The organism is Streptomyces xingningensis (assembly GCF_054957865.1).
The window spans coordinates 83,706-102,062 of sequence record NZ_JBDJPF010000002.1 but is presented as its reverse complement, the minus strand read 5'-3'; the positions used below and the strand labels follow the sequence as shown (position 1 = coordinate 102,062).

General features: G+C 69.9%; 17 protein-coding genes. 5 read left to right on the top strand and 12 right to left on the bottom strand.

The genetic code is table 11. From position 1 onward, the window contains the following. The first annotated feature begins 188 nt into the window (after positions 1–188). Together ABCR83_RS01680 and ABCR83_RS01675 are read left to right on the top strand one after the other, a co-directional pair. Positions 189–1,052, top strand: a complete 864-nt coding sequence (locus tag ABCR83_RS01680; protein ID WP_462692515.1) for a helix-turn-helix domain-containing protein — start codon at positions 189–191, stop codon at positions 1,050–1,052. Beyond that, positions 1,028–1,252, top strand: a complete 225-nt coding sequence (locus ABCR83_RS01675; protein ID WP_462692513.1) for a DUF397 domain-containing protein — start codon at positions 1,028–1,030, stop codon at positions 1,250–1,252. Before ABCR83_RS01680 ends, ABCR83_RS01675 begins: the two co-directional genes overlap by 25 nt. 18 nt (positions 1,253–1,270) lie before the next feature. Here ABCR83_RS01675 and ABCR83_RS01670 read toward each other — a convergent pair whose 3' ends face one another. After that, positions 1,271–2,041, bottom strand: coding sequence for an alpha/beta fold hydrolase (locus tag ABCR83_RS01670; protein WP_462692511.1), 771 nt, complete (start codon positions 2,039–2,041; stop codon positions 1,271–1,273). Positions 2,042–2,238: 197 nt separating this feature from the next. Here ABCR83_RS01670 and ABCR83_RS01665 point away from each other — a divergent pair, with 197 nt between their 5' ends. Both ABCR83_RS01665 and ABCR83_RS01660 read left to right on the top strand, forming a co-directional pair. Beyond that, on the top strand, positions 2,239–2,424 hold the full coding sequence (locus tag ABCR83_RS01665; RefSeq protein ID WP_462692509.1) for a hypothetical protein: 186 nt from the start codon (positions 2,239–2,241) through the stop codon (positions 2,422–2,424). 93 nt (positions 2,425–2,517) lie between these two features. After that, positions 2,518–2,955 carry a hypothetical protein gene (locus tag ABCR83_RS01660; RefSeq protein WP_462692507.1) on the top strand — a complete coding sequence of 146 codons (438 nt, stop codon included), beginning with the start codon at positions 2,518–2,520 and terminating at the stop codon, positions 2,953–2,955. A 123-nt stretch (positions 2,956–3,078) separates the two neighbouring features. Here the strand turns inward: ABCR83_RS01660 and ABCR83_RS01655 are convergent, their stop codons facing one another. Continuing rightward, positions 3,079–4,584 (bottom strand): AAA family ATPase, encoded by a 1,506-nt coding sequence (locus ABCR83_RS01655; protein ID WP_462692700.1) that lies wholly within the window; start codon positions 4,582–4,584, stop codon positions 3,079–3,081. A 253-nt stretch (positions 4,585–4,837) separates the two neighbouring features. Here ABCR83_RS01655 and ABCR83_RS01650 point away from each other — a divergent pair, with 253 nt between their 5' ends. Further along, complete coding sequence (locus tag ABCR83_RS01650) at positions 4,838–5,437, top strand: YdcF family protein (protein WP_462692505.1); 600 nt, start codon at positions 4,838–4,840, stop codon at positions 5,435–5,437. A gap of 77 nt (positions 5,438–5,514) precedes the next feature. On the opposite strand, the gene ABCR83_RS01645 is transcribed toward ABCR83_RS01650, so the two are convergent. From ABCR83_RS01645 to ABCR83_RS01600, 10 genes are all read right to left on the bottom strand, one after another. After that, a complete protein-coding gene (locus ABCR83_RS01645; protein WP_462692504.1) occupies positions 5,515–6,993 on the bottom strand; it encodes a glutamate synthase subunit beta in 1,479 nt (492 codons plus the stop codon). Continuing rightward, on the bottom strand, positions 6,986–11,599 hold the full coding sequence (gltB, locus tag ABCR83_RS01640; protein ID WP_462692502.1) for a glutamate synthase large subunit: 4,614 nt from the start codon (positions 11,597–11,599) through the stop codon (positions 6,986–6,988). The genes ABCR83_RS01645 and gltB overlap by 8 nt, the downstream gene beginning before the upstream one ends. A gap of 308 nt (positions 11,600–11,907) precedes the next feature. After that, on the bottom strand, positions 11,908–12,639 hold the full coding sequence (locus tag ABCR83_RS01635) for a VIT1/CCC1 transporter family protein (RefSeq protein ID WP_462692500.1): 732 nt from the start codon (positions 12,637–12,639) through the stop codon (positions 11,908–11,910). 139 nt (positions 12,640–12,778) lie between these two features. Continuing rightward, a complete protein-coding gene (gene lgt, locus ABCR83_RS01630) occupies positions 12,779–13,768 on the bottom strand; it encodes a prolipoprotein diacylglyceryl transferase (protein ID WP_462692498.1) in 990 nt (329 codons plus the stop codon). A gap of 95 nt (positions 13,769–13,863) precedes the next feature. Beyond that, entirely contained in the window at positions 13,864–14,649 is a 786-nt protein-coding gene (locus tag ABCR83_RS01625; protein WP_462692496.1) for a DsbA family protein, read from the bottom strand. A gap of 65 nt (positions 14,650–14,714) precedes the next feature. Beyond that, complete coding sequence (gene trpA, locus ABCR83_RS01620) at positions 14,715–15,530, bottom strand: tryptophan synthase subunit alpha (protein ID WP_462692494.1); 816 nt, start codon at positions 15,528–15,530, stop codon at positions 14,715–14,717. Further along, a complete protein-coding gene (trpB, locus tag ABCR83_RS01615) occupies positions 15,530–16,780 on the bottom strand; it encodes a tryptophan synthase subunit beta (protein ID WP_462692492.1) in 1,251 nt (416 codons plus the stop codon). Before trpB ends, trpA begins: the two co-directional genes overlap by 1 nt. A 54-nt stretch (positions 16,781–16,834) precedes the next feature. Then, positions 16,835–17,038 (bottom strand): tryptophan biosynthesis modulator TrpM, encoded by a 204-nt coding sequence (gene trpM / locus ABCR83_RS01610; protein WP_462692698.1) that lies wholly within the window; start codon positions 17,036–17,038, stop codon positions 16,835–16,837. After that, positions 16,989–17,798, bottom strand: a complete 810-nt coding sequence (trpC, locus tag ABCR83_RS01605; RefSeq protein WP_462692490.1) for an indole-3-glycerol phosphate synthase TrpC — start codon at positions 17,796–17,798, stop codon at positions 16,989–16,991. Before trpC ends, trpM begins: the two co-directional genes overlap by 50 nt. Positions 17,799–17,933: 135 nt before the next feature. Continuing rightward, a complete protein-coding gene (locus tag ABCR83_RS01600; protein WP_462692488.1) occupies positions 17,934–18,356 on the bottom strand; it encodes a DUF2752 domain-containing protein in 423 nt (140 codons plus the stop codon). Position 18,357 lies beyond the last annotated feature (1 nt).

The window sequence follows — 18,357 nt, the reverse complement described above, 5'->3', positions numbered from 1 at the left end:
CGGCCGGAACCGAGCGCCGCCCGAGTGGCCTGAAGCCCTTCCGGCAGGGGTGTGCGCCGGGCGTATGGAGGGCATCAGGACAGCGGGAACACGGCGCCAGATGGCCGGAGTTGAGTTTCCGGTTCTGGTCACCAAGTATCTGCCACGCCCTCTACGCTCGTCTCCACCAGCGGTTTGTCAGTTCTGACATGAAAATGGCGGTTGCAGCCATGCCTGCGCCGAAGAGACTCGACCCGTCCCGGTCTCGCCTCGCGCAGTTCGGGGCGCTGATCCGGGAGTTGCGGCTGGCCCGAGGCTGGACGCAGCACCAACTCGGCAAGGAGGTGGCGATCACCCATACAGTCATCTCCCGGTTCGAGACCGGTGGCGTCATCCCCACACAGAGCACCGCCCAGGCTCTTGACGGGGTGCTCAAGGCGAGAGGCCGCCTGTTCGACGCGTGGGACTGCCTCAATGACAGCCCCGAGGCCAAATGGGCACAGCGGTACTTCGGCCTCGAATCGAAGGCGATCAGGATCCGTCACCTGGCGGACTTCATCCCAGGACTGTTCCAGACCGAGCCGTTCGCGCGAGAGGTCCTGGACCGAGGCATGGCGTTCTACGGCGGCGATCTCGAGGAGAAGGTGCGGCACCGCTTGTCGCATGCTGCGATTCTCGACCGCGCAGAACCTCCAGAGTTCTCGGCAGTCATCGAAGAACAGGCGTTCCATCACCACATCGCCAGCAGCCGTGTTATGCGTGACCAACTTGCACAGGTGATCACGGCAAGCGACAGGCCGAATGTCCGGATCAGAGTGATCCCCTTCGATAGGAAAGGGATGTTTCTCGGATTACGGTCCATGACGATCTTGACACTACCCAAAGGGCGACAAGTCGTTCACTTCAGCGATCCGGTTCGCCCCACCTACGTGACCAACACAGCAGACGTAGTCAGGTACGCCGCTCTATACGATCGCCAGCGAGACGACGCCCTGTCGGAATCTGCATCAATCGCACTGATTCGCAAGCTGATTGAGGAGAACCACCCATGCGCACCGACCATTTCGACATAACCACCGCGAGCTGGCGCAAGAGCTCCTACAGCCAAGGCGGGGACCCAAATAACTGCATAGAAGTTGCCACCAACCTGCAGGGTTTCGTCCCTGTCCGGGACAGCAAGGCCCCTCACCGGACCACCCTCGGTTTCAGCAGCCCCGCCTGGTCCGCCTTTGTGATGGCCATCGCCGAAAGCTCCGGCCGCCTCTCCGCCTGACCTGGACGCGTGTGGCGATCACGCTCCGCCGGCAGGGACTGTCTCGCGCAGGAAGCCGGTCAGCAGATCTGTCACCACGGCAGGCCGCTCCAGGCTGGGCAGATGAGCGGCCCAGGGCAGTTCGAGATGCCGGGCGTTGGCGAGCAGCCCGGGCAGCCGTGCGGCTATCTGCCGGAAATCAGCCAGGTCGCGCCCGCCTGAGACAGCGAGACAGGACGCCCTGATCGCCGACAGATCGATCTCCGCCTTGTGCCACCCGGCTCCCTCGGGCGCGGCCAGTTGCACCTCGAAGGCACGCCGCTGCATCCGGCGCACCTCCTGCCGGACCGTCTCCTCGGCATCCGGCCCCAGCCAGGTGTCCACGTTCAGTTCCACCGCCCCCGCGAGATCGCCCGCTTCGATCAGCGCGTCCTCCCGCTGACCGAACGCGCGCAGCTCATCGGTGGGTTCATGCTCCGGCAGTCCGGCGCACAACAGCGCCAAGGCGGTGACCCGGTCCGGTCGGCGCGCGGCGACCTCCAGGGCAACACATCCGCCGTACGAGGAGGCGACCAGCGCCACTTGCTCGATACCGAGGGCGTCCAGCAGGTCCAACACATCCCCGGCGTCGTTGTCACGCCGGTCCGGCAAGGGCGTCCGGCCGAAGCCCCGGAAGTCGCAGCGCACCACCCGGTACCCAGCGTCAATCAGGGCCGGCCACTGCGGATCCCACATCCTCCGGTCGCACACCGCGGAGTGCAGCAGTACCAGCGCGGGGCCTTCCCCGGCCGCATCGTAGGCGAGCGTCATACGGCAGACCCTAGGCGGCAGGCGATCCAAGCGCCCATCAATATCGCGGTTCCTTGAGTGACGCCGGGTTCCGACCCACCCGCCCGGGCGGGTACGGAACCCGGTCGTGCCGCGTCAGGCACGTTGTGGGTCAGCTTCCGGCGGAGCGGCGGCGCCACCGGACCAGGCTCGCGCCGCCCGCGAGGAGCGCGGCGGCGATGCCCGCGCCGGTGAGGATCCGGGTGCCGGTGGCGGCGAGGCCGCCGTCGTGTTTCCTGCCCGGCGACGAGGACGAGGACTACGTTCCCGGTTGCACACCGATCAGCGAGATCCGCTCCCTGTTCGCGAGAGGTTCCGAACACCGGCTGCGTGACGTCCTGAAGCAGCACACCGAGGACAGATGAACCACCCATACCGGTGAACTTCGCATTGGCGCAGGGCAAACGGGGCAGTGTGGCTGAGCATCCACAGGTGCCACCGGATTACTTGAGGGAGCCATGAAATCTGCCAAGCTGCTGGCCGCCGCCTTCGCCACCGGGCTGGCCCTGACCACCGCCGCGGTGACCGTGCCCGATGCGGCCTCCGCCGCGCCCCACACTCACCAGGTGCCGAAGCCCAAGACCTTCACACTGTCCAACAAGGACAACCGCACGGCTCTCACCGTGCTCAAGGGAGACACCGTCACGGTCCGGCTCACCGGCCAGCAGAACGGCGACTCGACCTGGGCGTGGAGCGGCCCCACCGCCGCCGACAACGCCGTGCTCCGCCGGGACGCCCAGTCCACAGCACCGAACGGCGACGCCATGGCGACCTTCCACCCGCGGGCCTCCGGCACCACCACCCTCGATTCCCAACTGCGCTGTGTGCCCCGCCGAGCCGACCACTCCTGTTCACACGCGGTCGTCCCCTGGCAGGTCACCGTCAGGGTGAAGTAGCCGGCACCCCACAGGTGGTCAGCACCCGTACGGTGTCTTCGCCCGGTCCTCCGTGATCCTCGCGAAGGCACCGTACGGTGTGTCAACAGTGCGTGATGTGCCCCGCGTTGGCTGGTCCTCGTCTCAGCCGTTCGCGGCGCCGCCATGTGGTGGCTCGTCGCCGTAGAGGGCGGCGAGGTCGACGAGGAGAACATCGTGCCGACGGGCCGCGTGCCGTTCGAGGTCGGGCCGGAAGCCGTGCAGGGAATACAGGACGAGCCGTGCCTCGGCGGCCTGGTGGCCCTGGGTGGTGAGCAGGTCGCGGCAGCGTTCCAGGCGGGCCAGGTCGGCCGGGCCGCGCGGGTCGGCGGTGGCCTTGGCCTCGCCGATCAGGGAGATGCGCGAGCGAGGGGAACACGGACGCTGTCCGGGGCCGAGGGCGAGGACGTCGATCTCGTGCTTGGTGCGGGCGGCAGGGTCGGCGATCTCCGCGGCACCGACCTGGCCGAAGCGCGGGCCCGGCAGTTCGGTGCGAGCGTAGGTACGCGTCCAGGTGCGGGCGAGATCCTCGAAATGAGGGCCGAGAATCTTGGAGTGAAAGGTGGGCGAGGAGGCACGCCATGCCTCGGCGGCATGCCCGTCCTCGATGTGGTCCGCCTGGGGCAGGGTGATGAGCTGGTTGAAGCGGATCACCGGGTCGGGCAGCGTGATCACCGGGGTGCGCTGCTTGAGCATGTCCTGCTCGCGCCGCACATACCCGGCCGACTCCAGCACCTCCAGCGGATGCGTGACCGCCGAGCGGTCCCGGCCGAGAGCGGCTCCCACCTTCGTCGGGGTGGAGGCGCCTTCCGCAATGGCGGTGAGGATCTCGTAGTAGAGCGTGCGGTGGGTGATACGCGGGTCCTCACGCAGCAGGTATTCCGTCTCGGTACGCGAGTAGGTGGCCCGGTACGGCGCGAGCAGCACCTGCTCCACCCATGCGCCGAAGTCCTCGGGCCGCTGCGGCGAGGGGACATCCGTGAGAGGGCGGTAGCCGGGTGCACCGCCCACCACGGAGTCCAGCAGCAGCGCGGTATGCGCGTCCTCGATCCCCCAGAAGGCACGAGCGGCCCGGTGGTCGAACGGCGCAAGCCGCAAGTCGACCATGGCCCGCCCCCGCAGCGGCTTGGTGCCCGAGAGCAGCTCATGCATCACGCTCATCGCCGAGCCACACAGGATCAACGCTCCTCGTGGCGCCTTCTCGACACCGAACTGGGAATCGTCGTAGATGTGCTGCAACAGGCCCGACACCTCGGGCGAATGCTGTAGCCAGTACGGGAACTCGTCGATCACCAGCAGTCCGCCGCCACCCGGGCGCGAGGTGAGCGACAATGCGGTACGCAGCAGCTGATCCCAGTCGTCCAAGCGCAACGACCCGGTCGGCAGCCCCGTGTGGGCGGCGATCTGAGCCGCGAAGCGCTCCTGCGCACCACGCCGCCCGTCCTCCTGCACAGCCGTCACATACAGGCCACCCATGGCCTGGGTCAGCAAGCGCAGCAGAAACGACTTCCCGTACCGACGGCGGCCGGACACAACCCCGATCCGCAGCGTCTCTCCGGCCTGTGCGACAAACTCGGCCAACTGCCGCCACTCGGCATCCCGGTCGACCATCCGTGACGGCTTCTCCGGCAACTGGACCACGAGCGCTCCCGGCACCTGAATGTCTTGCCTAAACTGTAGAAATCAACCTTACCTATTTAGGATGCTGTCGCAACCGGGCGGGGCAGGGCGCCACGCGCGCCGGGACCGGCTGCCTGTTGCGGGCAGTCGACCAGCCCGCCCACGAACTCCTTACAGAAATGCGTCGTTCGTAGCGCGACTGGTGCCTTCGTTGCCCGACACCGCGGTGCCCTAGAGTCGCTGCATGCGACGAAGGGCAGGAGTGGCGATGGCCGGGGCGGCAGCCCTGGCCTGGGGCGAGTGGTTGAACTGGCGCTGGTCTCGAGCTCTCGTGGGGAACAGCGGGGGCGCTGCCGAGGCCGTGGTCGTGCTGGGATACCGGAACCCCCAAGCGACGGCAAACTTCATCAACCGCTGGCGAGTCCGTGCCGGAATTCGCTCCATCACCGCTGACCGTGCACGTGGCACTCGCGTGATCTTCAGCGGCGGGGCGATCGGCAGTGGTGCCACAGAGGCCCAATTGATGGCCGACTACGCGAAGTCGGTGCTCGCGTTCGACGGCACAGTGCTCCTCGAAGATCAAAGCGGGACCACATGGGAGAACATCACGAACGTGATCCCACTGCTCGAAGACGTCGACCGCATCAAGATCGCCTCCCAGCCGGCTCACGCGCTCAAGGCCCGCGCGTACTTGCGGCGGCAGCGCCCCGATCTTGCCGAGCGGCTCGTGCGTGCGGATGACTACCGCCCTGGCGAGTGGATGATCGTCAAACCGCTGCTGGCTCTGTACGGATTGTGGACACTCCGCGGCCTCAAAGCCGACGAACGGAAGATTTCGCTGTAGTCAGCCGCTGTCGCGCCGGCATGGCAGGGAGCCTGGACCTCGTCCCCGTCCACGAGGTCCAGGACAGCGGCCCGCCGTTACACCGTCAGCGCCCGGTCCGTCGGCCGGATCGGGGCGGGCAGCGTGCTCGCGCCCGTCAGGTAGTGATCGACCGCCCGCGCCGCGGAGCGGCCCTCCGCGATCGCCCAGACGATCAGCGACTGACCGCGGCCCGCGTCACCGGCGACGAAGACACCCGGCACATTGGTGGCGTACTCCCCGTCCCGCGCGATGTTGCCACGGGCGTCCAGCTCCAGCCCCAGCTGGTCGACCAGGCCATTCGCCCGGTCCGTGCCCGTGAACCCCATGGCCAGGGTGACCAGTTGGGCCGGGATGCGCCGCTCCGTGCCGGGCTTCTGCACCGGCTTGCCGTCCTTGAACTCCACCTCGATCAGGTGCAGCCACTGCACCCGGCCGACAGTCTCTCCCTTTTCAGGGGCGGAACCCTCGAAGCGGGTCGTGGACACGGAGTAGACCCGCTCGCCGCCCTCCTCATGGGCCGAGGTGACCTTGTAGAGCATGGGGAACGTCGGCCACGGCTGGGCAGCCGTCCGCTCCTCCCCCGGCCGCGGCATGATCTCCAACTGGGTGACGGACGCGGCCCCTTGGCGGTGCGCCGTGCCGACACAGTCGGCGCCCGTGTCACCACCGCCGATGACGACCACATGCTTGCCCTCGGCGGTGATCGGCGGGGCGACGAAGTCGCCCTCCTGCACCTTGTTGGCGACGGGCAGGTACTCCATGGCGAAGTGGATGCCCGTCAGCTCCCGCCCGGGCACCGGCAGGTCACGGGAGGTGGTGGCACCGGCGGCGATGACCACCGCGTCGTAACGGCCGCGGAGCTTCGCGCCGTCGATGTCCCGGCCGATCTCCACCTCGGTACGGAACTTGGTGCCCTCCGCCCGCATCTGCTCGATGCGCCGGTTGATGTGGCGCTTCTCCATCTTGAACTCGGGGATGCCATAGCGCAGCAGCCCGCCGATGCGGTCGGCGCGCTCATAGACGGCCACCGTGTGCCCGGCCCGGGTCAGCTGCTGGGCGGCGGCCAGGCCCGCCGGGCCGGAGCCGATGACGGCGACGGTCTTGCCGGAGAGCCGCTCGGGGGGCTGGGGGGTGACGTCGCCGGTGGCCCAGGCCTTGTCGATGATGGTGACTTCGACGTTCTTGATGGTGACGGGCGGCTGGTTGATGCCCAGTACGCACGCGGACTCGCAGGGGGCGGGGCACAGCCGGCCGGTGAATTCGGGGAAGTTGTTGGTCGCGTGCAGCCGCTCGCTGGCGGCCCGCCAGTCCTCGCGGTAGGCGTAGTCGTTCCACTCGGGGATGAGGTTTCCCAGCGGGCAGCCGTTGTGACAGAACGGGATGCCGCAGTCCATGCAGCGGCCCGCCTGCTTGCTGATGACCGGAAGGAGGGAGCCGGGGACGTACACCTCGTTCCAGTCGCGGACGCGCTCCTCGACCGGGCGGGTGCGGGCGGCCTCGCGGTCGGTGGTGAGAAAGCCCTTCGGGTCAGCCATGGGTCGCCGCCTCCATCATCTTCCGGTGGGTCTCGGTCTCGGAGAGACCGGCTCGCTCGGCGGCATCCTTGGCGGCGAGCACTGCCTTGTAGGTGGGGGGCACGACCTTGCCGAAGCGGGCGGCGGCCGTGTCCCAGTCGGCGAGGAGCGCGGCCGCGACGGTCGAGGCGGTCTCCTCGTGATGGCGGCGCACCACTGAGTGCAGCCACCGCCGGTCGTCGGCGTCGAGGGGTTCGACGGCGGTGGCCAGCTCCTGGTTGACGTTGTCGGGATCGAGGTCGATGACATAGGCGATGCCACCGGACATGCCGGCCGCGAAGTTGCGGCCGGTGGGGCCGAGGACGACGGCCCGGCCGCCGGTCATGTACTCGCAGCCGTGGTCGCCGACGCCCTCACAGACCACGGTGGCACCGGAGTTGCGGACGCAGAACCGTTCGCCGACGCTGCCGCGGAGATACAGTTCGCCGCCGGTGGCGCCATAGGCGAGGGTGTTGCCCGCGATGGTGGAGTACTCGGCGAGGTGGTCGGCGCCCCGGTCGGGGCGGACGACGATCCGGCCGCCGGAGAGGCCCTTGCCGATGTAGTCGTTGGCGTCGCCCTCCAGTCGCAGGGTGACGCCGCGCGGCAGGAAGGCACCGAAGGACTGGCCCGCGGAACCGGTGAAGGTGATGTCGATGGTGTCGTCGGGCAGGCCCGCGCCGCCGAAGCGCTTGGTCACCTCATGGCCGAGCATGGTGCCGACGGTGCGGTTGATGTTGCGGATGGCCACCTGGGCGCGTACCGGCTGGGCCTCCTCGGCACCGACGGTGTTGAGCGCGTCGGCGGCCAGCTTGATCAGCTCATTGTCGAGGGCCTTGGCCAGGCCGTGGTCCTGGTCCGTGGTGCGGTGGCGGGCGGCCCCGGCGGGCAGCTCCGGTACATGGAGCAGCGGCGCCAGGTCCAGGCCCTGTGCCTTCCAGTGGTCGACGGCCCGGGTGGTGTCGAGGAGTCCGGCGCGGCCGACGGCCTCCTCCAGGGTGCGGAAGCCCAGTTCGGCGAGGAGTTCACGGACCTCTTCGGCGATGAACTCAAAGAAGTTGACGACGAACTCGGCCTTGCCGCTGAAGCGTTCGCGCAGCACCGGGTTCTGGGTGGCGATGCCGACCGGGCAGGTGTCCAGGTGGCAGACGCGCATCATGACGCAGCCGGAGACGACCAGCGGTGCGGTGGCGAAGCCGAACTCCTCGGCGCCGAGCAGGGCGGCGACGATCACATCCCGGCCGGTCTTGAGCTGGCCGTCGGTCTGCACCACGATCCGGTCGCGCAGCCCGTTGAGCAGCAGGGTCTGCTGGGTCTCGGCGAGGCCCAGCTCCCAGGGGCCGCCGGCGTGCTTGAGGCTGGTGAGCGGGGAGGCGCCGGTGCCCCCGTCGTGGCCGGAGATCAGCACCACATCGGCGTGTGCCTTGGAGACACCCGCCGCGACGGTGCCGACGCCGACCTCGGAGACCAGCTTCACATGGATGCGGGCGGCCGGGTTGGCGTTCTTGAGGTCGTGGATCAGCTGGGCGAGATCCTCGATGGAGTAGATGTCGTGGTGCGGGGGCGGTGAGATCAGGCCGACGCCGGGGGTGGAGTGCCGGGTCCTGGCCACCCAGGGGTAGACCTTGTGGCCGGGCAGCTGGCCGCCCTCGCCGGGCTTGGCGCCCTGAGCCATCTTGATCTGGATGTCATCGGAGTTGACCAGGTATTCGCTGGTCACGCCGAAGCGGCCGGAGGCGACCTGCTTGATGCTGGAGCGGCGCGCCGGGTCGTGGAGGCGGTCCGGGTCCTCGCCGCCCTCGCCGGTGTTGGACTTGGCGCCCAGCCGGTTCATGGCGATGGCGAGCGTCTCATGGGCCTCGCGGGAAATGGAGCCATAGGACATGGCGCCGGTGGAGAAGCGCTTGACGATCTCGCTGACCGGCTCGACCTCGTCCAGCGGGACGGGCTCGCGGTCGCCCTTGAGCGAGAACAGCCCGCGCAGGGTCATCAGCCGCTCGGACTGCTCGTTCACGCGCTCGGTGTACTGCTTGAAGATGTCGTAGCGCCGGGCGCGGGTGGAGTGCTGGAGCCGGAAGACGGTGTCGGGGTCAAAGAGGTGCGGCTCGCCCTCACGGCGCCACTGGTACTCGCCGCCGATCTCCAGCCTGCGGTGGCTGGCGGGGACGCCGGTGGCCGGGTAGGCCTTGGCGTGCCGGGCTGCGACCTCCTGGGCGATGACGTCTAGGCCCACGCCGCCGATCTTGCTGGCGGTGCCGTGGAAGTAGGTGTCGGAGAAGGACTCGTCCAGCCCGATGGCCTCGAAGATCTGCGCGCCCCGGTAGGAGGCGACGGTGGAGATGCCCATCTTGGACATCACCTTCAACACGCCTTTGCCCAGCGCCCTGATGAGGTTGCGGATCGCGGTCTCGGGGGCGATGTCCGGGAGGAAGGTCCCCGCGCGCACCAGGTCCTCGACGGACTCCATGGCCAGATACGGGTTGACGGCCGCGGCTCCGTAGCCGATCAGCAGCGCGACATGGTGCACCTCGCGGACATCACCGGCCTCCACCAGCAGCCCCACCTGAGTGCGCTGCTTGGTACGGATGAGGTGGTGGTGAATCGCCGAGGTGAGCAACAGTGAGGGGATGGGCGCGTGTTCGGCGTCGGAGTGCCGGTCGGAGAGGACGATCAGGCGGGCGCCGCCCTCGATCGCCGCATCGGCCTCGGCGCACATCTCGGTCAGCCGGGCGGCGAGTTCCCGGCCGCCGCCGCTCACCCGGTAGAGGCCGGAGAGGGTGGCGGCCTTCAGGCCCGGCAGGTCGCCGTCGGCGTTGATGTGGATGAGCTTGGCCAGCTCGTCGTTGTCGATCACCGGGAACGGCAGGGTGACGCTGCGGCAGGAGGCCGCGGTCGGCTCCAGCAGGTTGCCCTGCGGGCCGAGGGAGGAGATCAGGGAGGTGACCAGCTCCTCCCGGATGGCGTCCAGCGGCGGGTTGGTGACCTGCGCGAAGAGCTGGGTGAAGTAGTCGAAGAGCAGCCGCGGGCGCTCGGAGAGCGCGGCGATCGGCGAGTCCGTGCCCATCGAACCGATGGGCTCCGCGCCGGACTTGGCCATGGGCGCGAGGATGACCCGCAGCTCCTCCTCGGTGTAGCCGAAGGTCTGCTGGCGGCGGGTGACCGAGGCGTGGGTGTGCACGATGTGCTCGCGCTCGGGGAGGTCCTTGAGCTGGATGAGCCCGGCCTCCAGCCACTCCCGGTAGGGCTGTTCGGCCGCCAGGGCGGCCTTGATCTCGTCGTCCTCGATGATGCGGTGCTCGGCGGTGTCGACCAGGAACATCCGGCCCGGCTGGAGGCGGCCCTTGCGGACGACCCTGGCGGGGTCGATGTCCAGGACGCCGACCTCGGAGGAGAGGACGACCAGCCCCTCATCGGTGACCCAGTAGCGGCCCGGGCGCAGGCCGTTGCGGTCGAGAACGGCGCCGACGACCGTGCCATCGGTGAAGGTCACACAGGCCGGTCCGTCCCAGGGCTCCATCAGGGTGGAGTGGTACTGGTAGAAGGCGCGCCGGGCCGGGTCCATGGCGGTGTGGTTCTCCCAGGCCTCCGGGATCATCATCAGCACGCTGTGCGGCAGCGAACGCCCGCCCAGGTGGAGCAGTTCCAGCACCTCGTCGAAGGAGGCGGAGTCGGAGGCGTCCGGGGTACAGACCGGGAAGATCCGCTCCAGGCTCCCGCCTTCGCCGCTGTGCCCATGGTCGGCGGAGCCGCTGTGCCCATGGTCGGCGGAGCCGCTGCGCCCATGGTCGGCGGAGCCGAACAGCTCGGAGGCCAGCTGGGATTCCCGGGCCCGCATCCAATTGCGGTTGCCGCCCACCGTGTTGATCTCGCCGTTGTGCGCGACAAAGCGGTACGGGTGGGCGAGCGGCCAGCTGGGGAAGGTGTTGGTGGAGAACCGGGAGTGCACCAGGGCGATGGCCGTGGCGAAGCGGCGGTCGGAGAGGTCCGGGAAGAACGGCTCCAACTGCCCGGTGGTGAGCATGCCCTTGTAGATGAGGGTGCGGGCGGAGAGCGAGGGGAAGTAGACCCCGGCCTCGCGCTCGGCACGCTTGCGCAGTACGAACGCCTTGCGGTCGAGGGCGATCCCGCTGCTCACGCCATCCGCTACGAACAGCTGCCGGAACTCGGGCATGGTGCCGCGGGCGGCACTGCCGAGCAGTTCGGGGGCGACCGGGACGGCACGCCAGCCGAGGACGGTCAGGCCCTCCTCGGCGGCGATCGTCTCGACCTGCGAGACGGCGGTCTCGGCAGCTGCCGGAAGGAAGGCGATGCCCACCGCGTAGGCCCCCGGAGCCGGGAGCTCGAACCCGACGCTCTCGCGCAGGAAGGCGTCCGGGACCTGCACCAGGATGCCCGCGCCGTCGCCCGAGTCCGGCTCGGAGCCGGTGGCGCCGCGGTGTTCGAGATTGCGCAGGACGGTGAGCGCCTGTTCCACCAGCGCATGGCTCGCCTCGCCGGTGAGCGTCGCGACAAAGCCCACGCCGCAGGCGTCGTGCTCATTGCGCGGGTCGTACAGTCCCTGCTGGGCGGGGTGGGATGCAGAACGCATCGGCGCTCCCGTCGTCGTCTTGGCAGTCATGGCGTGTGCATGTGCCGAGGGACGACGTTGGCCCTCCGCGAAGTTGGTGCAGGCTACATGATGGGGCAATTCTCGCAAAGCGGATACTGCGTTCCATCATGTGGACGATGCCGTGTGGCTGAGCGCTTCGCAGTCTGCCGGGGATCGCCCGGTTCGAAGGCGCCGGACACGGCGCAACGCGGGCGGCGTTGCCCGCGGCGCTTGGGGATTGTGCCCTGCTGTCAAAGCCTTGAAACCGCGAGGAAACCTGCACGTTATGCGGTGGCCCGCATAGAGCATCACCCGATGGCGGTGCCAAACGCAATACCGAGGAGGTATGTCACACCCGCGGCGGCCCCGCCGAGCAGCAGCTGGCGCAGTCCGCTGAACCACCACGACCGGGCCGTGACCCGGGCGACGACGGCGCCGCAGGCGAAGAGACCGCCGAGGGCCAGCAGGATGGCGGGCCACAGCTGGTTCATGCCGAGCAGGTAGGGCAGCACGGGCAGCAGCGCGCCCAGCGCGAAGGAGCCGAAGGAGGCCACCGCGGCGGTCATCGGCGACGGCAGATCGGAGGGGTCTATGCCCAGCTCCTCGCGGGCGTGGATCTCCAACGCCTGCTCCGGGTCGTTGGACAGCTGCCGGGCGACCTCGCGGGCGAGCGCGGGCTCCACGCCCCGTGACTCATAGAGCGCGGCCAGCTCCTCCAGCTCGTCGACCGGGTATTTGCGCAGCTCGCCGCGCTCGACGTCCAGCTCGGCCAGGACGAGCTCACGCTGTGAGGCGACCGAGGTGTACTCGCCGACGGCCATGGAGAAGGCCCCGGCCGCGAGCCCGGCCAGGCCGGTGATCACTATGGTCTGTGAGGTGGCGGAGCCGCCGGCCACGCCCGTCATCAGGGCCAGGTTGGACACCAGCCCGTCCATGGCGCCGAAGACGGCGGGGCGCAGCCAGCCGCCGTTGACATCGCGGTGCGTGTGGTTGTCACGGTGGGCGATGTGCGGCGTGGCGACGGTGTCGAGGACAGACATGCTCCGGGTGCTCCCTTCCCGGGGGCGGAGCCTGTCGCTTCACCCCCATCCGATGTCGAAGGTACGCACGAATGAGGGTGATCCGCTAGCAAGGAAGGCCGAACTTACCGCGCTGACCTGCGGTTTTGTAAAACAGGGGTCAGCGTTTGGTGGCCGGCTCGGAGTCCGGGCCGGTGCCGGTGTCGCGCCCCTCGGCGGGCTTGCCGACGGGCTTGCCGTCCCGCTCGCCGTCCCCGCCGTCCCCGCCGTTCTCGGTGGCCCCGCCGTTCTCGGTGGCCCCGCCGTCCCCGGTGGCCGCCGGGGCCGCCACCGCCGTCGGTTCGACGACCGCCTCCCGGCCGGGGACCCGCTTGTTGGAGAGCACGATGTAGGCGACCGCCGCGAGGAAGAGCAGGATCGCCGTCCAGTCGTTGAGCCGCAGGCCCAGCACATGGTGGGCGGTGTCCACCCGCAGGTACTCGGTCCAGAACCGGCCCACCGTGTACGCGGCCACATAGAGGGCGAACGCCCGCCCGTGTCCCAGCTTGAACCTGCGGTCCGCCCAGATCACCAGGGCCGCGACGCCCAGGCACCACAGCGACTCGTACAGGAAGGTCGGGTGGTACGTTCCGGCGACGCGGCCGACCGCCGGATCGGCGTCGATCTTCAGCGCCCAGGGCAGGTCCGTCGGCTTGCCGTAGAGCTCCTGGTTGAACCAGTTGCCCCAGCGGCCGATGGCCTGGGCGATGGCAATGCCGGGCGCCAGGGCGTCCGCCCAGGCGGGGAGCGGAATGCCGCGGCGTCGGCAGCCGATCCAGGCGCCCACGGCACCCAGGGCGACGGCGCCCCAGATGCCGAGCCCGCCTTCCCAGATCTTGAAGGCGTCGACCCAGTTGCGGCCCTCACCGAAGTACAGCTCATAGTCGGTGATCACGTGGTAGAGCCGGCCGCCGACCAGGCCGAACGGCACCGCCCACACGGCGATGTCGGCGACCGTCCCGGCCCGGCCGCCGCGCGCGATCCAGCGTCGGTTGCCGAGCCAGACGGCGACGAAGACGCCGATGATGATGCAGAAGGCATAGCCGCGCAGCGGGATCGGCCCGAGGTGGAGCACGCCGGTCGACGGGCTGGGAATGTATGCGAGATTCATGGCACCACCGACGCTACCCTGCCGGGACGCGCAAGCGGCAACCCACCCGGCACAACAGCTGCGTAACGAGCTTCCCTGCTCAGCTCCTGGCCGCCTCAGCTCTTGGGCGTCGCCGCGGCCAGCTCCCGCAGCTTGGCCGGGGTCAGCGGATTGGCCGGGTCGGCGTAGATGCTCTTGCCGTTGAGCAGCACGGTGGGGGTGGCGTGGTAGGCGCCCTTGTTGAAGGCCTCCTGGTTGTGCCGCACCCAGGAGTCGTGGGTGCCGTCGTCCACGCACTTCTGGAAGCCCGGGGTGTTGAGCTCCCCGACCTTGCCCGCCAGCTCGATCAGGCGGGACTTCTTGGCGTAGGCGTCATTGGTCTCCGGCGGCTGGTTCTTGTACAGCAGGTCGTGGTAGGCCGCGAACCTGCCCGCGTCCTGGGCGCAGGCGGCCGCGTTGGCCGCGTTGATCGAGCCCTTGCCGCCGAGGTTCTTGTCGATGAGCGTGACGATGTGGTACTCGGCCCTGAGGCGGCCCTTGTCCTCCAGCCCGTGGATGGTGTCCCGGAAGGCGTTCTCGAACTGGGCGCAGGCCGGGCAGCGGAAGTCCTCGTAGACCACCAGGGTGGCCTTGGCGGCGGGCTTGCCGACCGGGATGGCGGAGCCGTCCTTGCCGAGGGCGCCCTGGGGGGCCACGGCGGGGGCGGCGGCCTTCGGCTTGCCGCCGCCCTTGCCCGCGGTGGCGGCCCAGACCGCGGCCCCGCCGCCGATGCCGAGCACCGCCACCACCACACCGGCCATCCTGGCCTGTCGTTTGAGATTCCCCCGCGCCTCTTCTCTCCGGCGCTGTTCCTGCAGCCGCTCGCGGGCGCTGCGCTTTCCGTCACTGTTCTTCTGACTCACGTCCCCGTACAACGAACCGGGGGTGCGCTCTCGCACACCCCCGGCGGCAAGTTCCGTCGAACGGGTTAGCCGCGCTTGCGCACGCCCTCCGCGAGTTCACCCGCGAGGGTGCGCACCGCGGCAAGCCCGGTCTCCAGGTCCGGGGCGTCCAGCAGCCGCTTGACGAAGGCCGAGCCGACGATGACACCATCGGCGAACTGGGCGACCTCGGCCGCCTGTTGGGCGTTGGAGACGCCGAGGCCGACGCAGACCGGCAATTCGGTCACGGCCCGGGTGCGGCGCACCAGCTGCCGGGCCTCCTGGCCCACGGACTCCCGGGTGCCGGTGACGCCCATCAGCGAGGCCGCGTAGACAAAGCCGCTGCCCGCTGCCGTGATCTTGGCCAGCCGGTCGTCGCGGCTGCTCGGCGCGACCACGAACACCGTGGCCAGGCCGTGCTGTTGGGCCGCCTTCCGCCAGGCCTCGGACTCCTCGACCGGCAGGTCCGGCAGGATGCAGCCCGCTCCCCCGGCCGCGCCGAGCTCGGCGGCGAACCGTTCGGGGCCATGGCGGTCGACGGGGTTCCAGTACGTCATGCACAGGATGGGCGCGCCGGTCGCCCGGTGCGCCCGGCGGACCGTGTCGATCACATCGGCGATCCGCACCCCGCCGCGCAGGGCGATGTCGTCGGCGGTCTGGATGACCGGGCCGTCCAGGACCGGGTCGCTGTGCGGGAGTCCGACCTCGACGATGTCACAACCGCCGTCGAGCATCGCGGTGATGGCCCGTACGCCGTCGTCCACGGTGGGGAAGCCGGCCGGGAGGTAGCCGACGAGTGCGGCGCGGTTCTCCGCCTTGGCGGCGGCGATGACGGAGTTCAGCAACTCCAGGTTCCCTGCCATCACTTGGCCTCCTGCTTCTCGTCGGCCTCGTCGTAGAGCCCGAAGTAGCGGGCGGCCGTGTCCATGTCCTTGTCGCCGCGCCCGGAGAGGTTCACCAGGATCAGCCCGTCGGGGCCCAGTTCCTGGCCGACGTCGAGCGCGCCGGCCAGGGCGTGGGCGCTCTCGATGGCCGGGATGATGCCCTCGGTGCGGGAGAGCAGGCGCAGGGCCTCCATGGCCTCGCCGTCGGTGACGGCCCGGTATTCGGCCCGGCCGAGGTCCTTGAGGTAGGAGTGCTCGGGGCCGATGCCGGGGTAGTCGAGCCCGGCCGAGATCGAGTAGGGCTCGGTGATCTGGCCGTCCTCGTCCTGCAGGACGTAGGAGCGGGAGCCGTGCAGGATGCCCGGGCTGCCCTGGGTGAGGGTGGCCGCGTGCTCGCCGGTCCCCACGCCGTGTCCGCCGGGTTCGCAGCCGATGAGCCGGACGCCGTCGTCGGGCAGGAAGGCGTGGAACAGCCCGATGGCGTTGGAACCGCCGCCGACGCAGGCCAGGGCCGCGTCCGGCAACCGGCCGGTGCGCTCCAGGAGTTGGCGGCGGGCCTCCACGCCGATGACCCGGTGGAAGTCTCGGACCATCGCGGGGAAGGGGTGGGGGCCGGCCACCGTGCCGAAGAGGTAGTGGGTGCGGTCCACATTGGCGACCCAGTCGCGGAACGCCTCGTTGATGGCGTCCTTGAGGGTGCGGCTGCCGGACTTCACGGAGATGACCTCGGCGCCGAGCATCCGCATCCGGGCGACGTTCAGCGCCTGGCGCCGGGTGTCGACCTCGCCCATGTAGATGGTGCACTCCAGGCCGAAGAGCGCACAGGCGGTGGCAGTGGCGACGCCATGCTGGCCGGCGCCGGTCTCGGCGATGACCCGGGTCTTGCCCATGCGCCGGGTGAGCAGGGCCTGGCCCAGCACATTGTTGATCTTGTGGGATCCGGTGTGGTTGAGGTCCTCGCGCTTGAGGAACACCCGGGCGCCGCCCGCGTGTTCGGCGAAGCGGGACACCTCGGTCAGCGCGCTGGGGCGCCCGGTGTAGTTGACCAGCAGGTCGTCGAGCTCGGCCGCGAAGGCGGGGTCCGCCTTGGCCTTCTCGTACTCCACGGCCACCTCGTCGACGGCGGCGACGAGTGCCTCGGGGATGAACTTGCCGCCGAACGCGCCGAAGTAACCGGCGGCGGTGGGGACTTGACCCTCTGGGTCGGGAATGAAGAAGTCAGAGGACACTGAAGGTACTCCTGGGGTGACGGTCAATGCGGGCGGGTATGCCCATGGCTTCGGTTACCACGCCACCCGACGCCATCGGCGCCCGTTGACCTGCCCCGGCTCGCACCCGATGTGATACCGCACCCTGCGGCCCCGTACCCGCCGGGCAGGCGCACGACAGCCCCGGGGGCGGCACCCCCGAGCCAGACGTGCGCACCCGGCCACGTGCTCAGCCCCTGCCGTGCCGCAGCGCGGGGTGCGCCCCGGCCGCCACCAGATCGGCGACGGCGCCCTTGGGGTCGCGGCCGGTGACCAGCGACTCGCCCACCAGCACCGCGTCCGCCCCGTCGTTGGCATAGGCGATCAGGTCGTGCGGGCCGCGCACCCCGGACTCCGCGATCTTGATGATCCCGTCCGGAATCTCCGGTGCGACCCGGGCGAAGTTGCCCCGGTCCACCTCAAGGGTCTTGAGGTTGCGGGCGTTGACGCCGATGACCCGGGCGCCCGCGGCGACCGCCCGCTCCGCCTCTTCCTCGTCGTGCACCTCCACCAGCGGGGTGAGCCCGATGGACTCGGCCCGCTCGATCAGGGAGACCAGCGCCTCCTGTTCGAGCGCGGCGACGATCAGCAGGGCCAGGTCGGCGCCGTGGGCGCGCGCCTCCCACAGCTGGTAGGCGGTGACGATGAAGTCCTTGCGCAGCACCGGGATGTCGACCTGGGCGCGCACCGCCGCCAGGTCGGCGAGGGAGCCGCCGAAGCGCCGCTGTTCGGTCAGCACGCTGATGACCGCCGCGCCGCCCGCCTCGTACTCCGCGGCGAGCCCGGCGGGGTCGGCGATCGCGGCGAGCGCTCCCTTGGACGGGCTGGACCGCTTGACCTCGCAGATCACGGCGACGTTCTCGCCGCGCAGTGCGGCGGCGCCGTCCCGGGCCTGCGGCGCCCTGGCCGCCCGCTCCTTGAGTTCGTCGAGGCTGACGCGCGCCTGCCGCTCGGCGAGGTCGGCACGGACTCCGTCGATGATCTCGTCGAGCACACTCACGCGAGCGGCCCCCTTCCGAACTCGGATCGTCTGGGCTGATGCGATGCGTACCACCTCACCAGCACACTGCGATGGTACTTGCCGTCGGGCAGAGGTTTCGCATCCGGTTGACGCACGTCCCACCAGGTGGACGCGTCAGGGGACCAGCGCCGCGCCGAAGGGCAGGTTCCGGGCCACCGTGAAGGCCGCCAGCAGGGCGCCGAGCGCCCACCAGTGGACCGGGCGCAGCCGGAGCGGCATGCCACCGCCGGTGCGTGCGGCCCGGACCACCCAGACCGCCCAGAAAACAGCGAACGCCGCGTATCCGGCCACTGCGAGGGCATTGGCGCCGAGCGCGGCGGCAAGATCGCCGTGGACGAGGGCGTGCAGGCCGCGCAGGCCGCCGCAGCCGGGGCAGTGGATGCCGGTGTGGCGCAGCAGCGGGCAGGCGGGGTAGTGGCCGGGCCGGTTGGGGTCCACCGCCCCGACATAGCCTGCGGCGGCGGCGAGGGCGGCGGCGACGCCCAGCGGGGCGGCGAGGCGGCGCGCGAGCAGGGCGGCGGGGGCGAGGTGCGGCACA

What these genes read in the sequence shown, in the direction of transcription:
- ABCR83_RS01680 (WP_462692515.1), top strand. Translation starts at nt 189, where the DNA reads ATGAAAATGGCGGTTGCAGCCATGCCTGCGCCGAAGAGACTCGACCCG.
- ABCR83_RS01675 (WP_462692513.1), top strand. Translation starts at nt 1,028, where the DNA reads ATGCGCACCGACCATTTCGACATAACCACCGCGAGCTGGCGCAAGAGC.
- ABCR83_RS01670 (WP_462692511.1), bottom strand. Translation starts at nt 2,041, where the DNA reads ATGACGCTCGCCTACGATGCGGCCGGGGAAGGCCCCGCGCTGGTACTG.
- ABCR83_RS01665 (WP_462692509.1), top strand. Translation starts at nt 2,239, where the DNA reads ATGCCCGCGCCGGTGAGGATCCGGGTGCCGGTGGCGGCGAGGCCGCCG.
- ABCR83_RS01660 (WP_462692507.1), top strand. Translation starts at nt 2,518, where the DNA reads ATGAAATCTGCCAAGCTGCTGGCCGCCGCCTTCGCCACCGGGCTGGCC.
- ABCR83_RS01655 (WP_462692700.1), bottom strand. Translation starts at nt 4,584, where the DNA reads ATGGTCGACCGGGATGCCGAGTGGCGGCAGTTGGCCGAGTTTGTCGCA.
- ABCR83_RS01650 (WP_462692505.1), top strand. Translation starts at nt 4,838, where the DNA reads ATGCGACGAAGGGCAGGAGTGGCGATGGCCGGGGCGGCAGCCCTGGCC.
- ABCR83_RS01645 (WP_462692504.1), bottom strand. Translation starts at nt 6,993, where the DNA reads ATGGCTGACCCGAAGGGCTTTCTCACCACCGACCGCGAGGCCGCCCGC.
- gltB (WP_462692502.1), bottom strand. Translation starts at nt 11,599, where the DNA reads ATGCGTTCTGCATCCCACCCCGCCCAGCAGGGACTGTACGACCCGCGC.
- ABCR83_RS01635 (WP_462692500.1), bottom strand. Translation starts at nt 12,639, where the DNA reads ATGTCTGTCCTCGACACCGTCGCCACGCCGCACATCGCCCACCGTGAC.
- lgt (WP_462692498.1), bottom strand. Translation starts at nt 13,768, where the DNA reads ATGAATCTCGCATACATTCCCAGCCCGTCGACCGGCGTGCTCCACCTC.
- trpA (WP_462692494.1), bottom strand. Translation starts at nt 15,530, where the DNA reads ATGGCAGGGAACCTGGAGTTGCTGAACTCCGTCATCGCCGCCGCCAAG.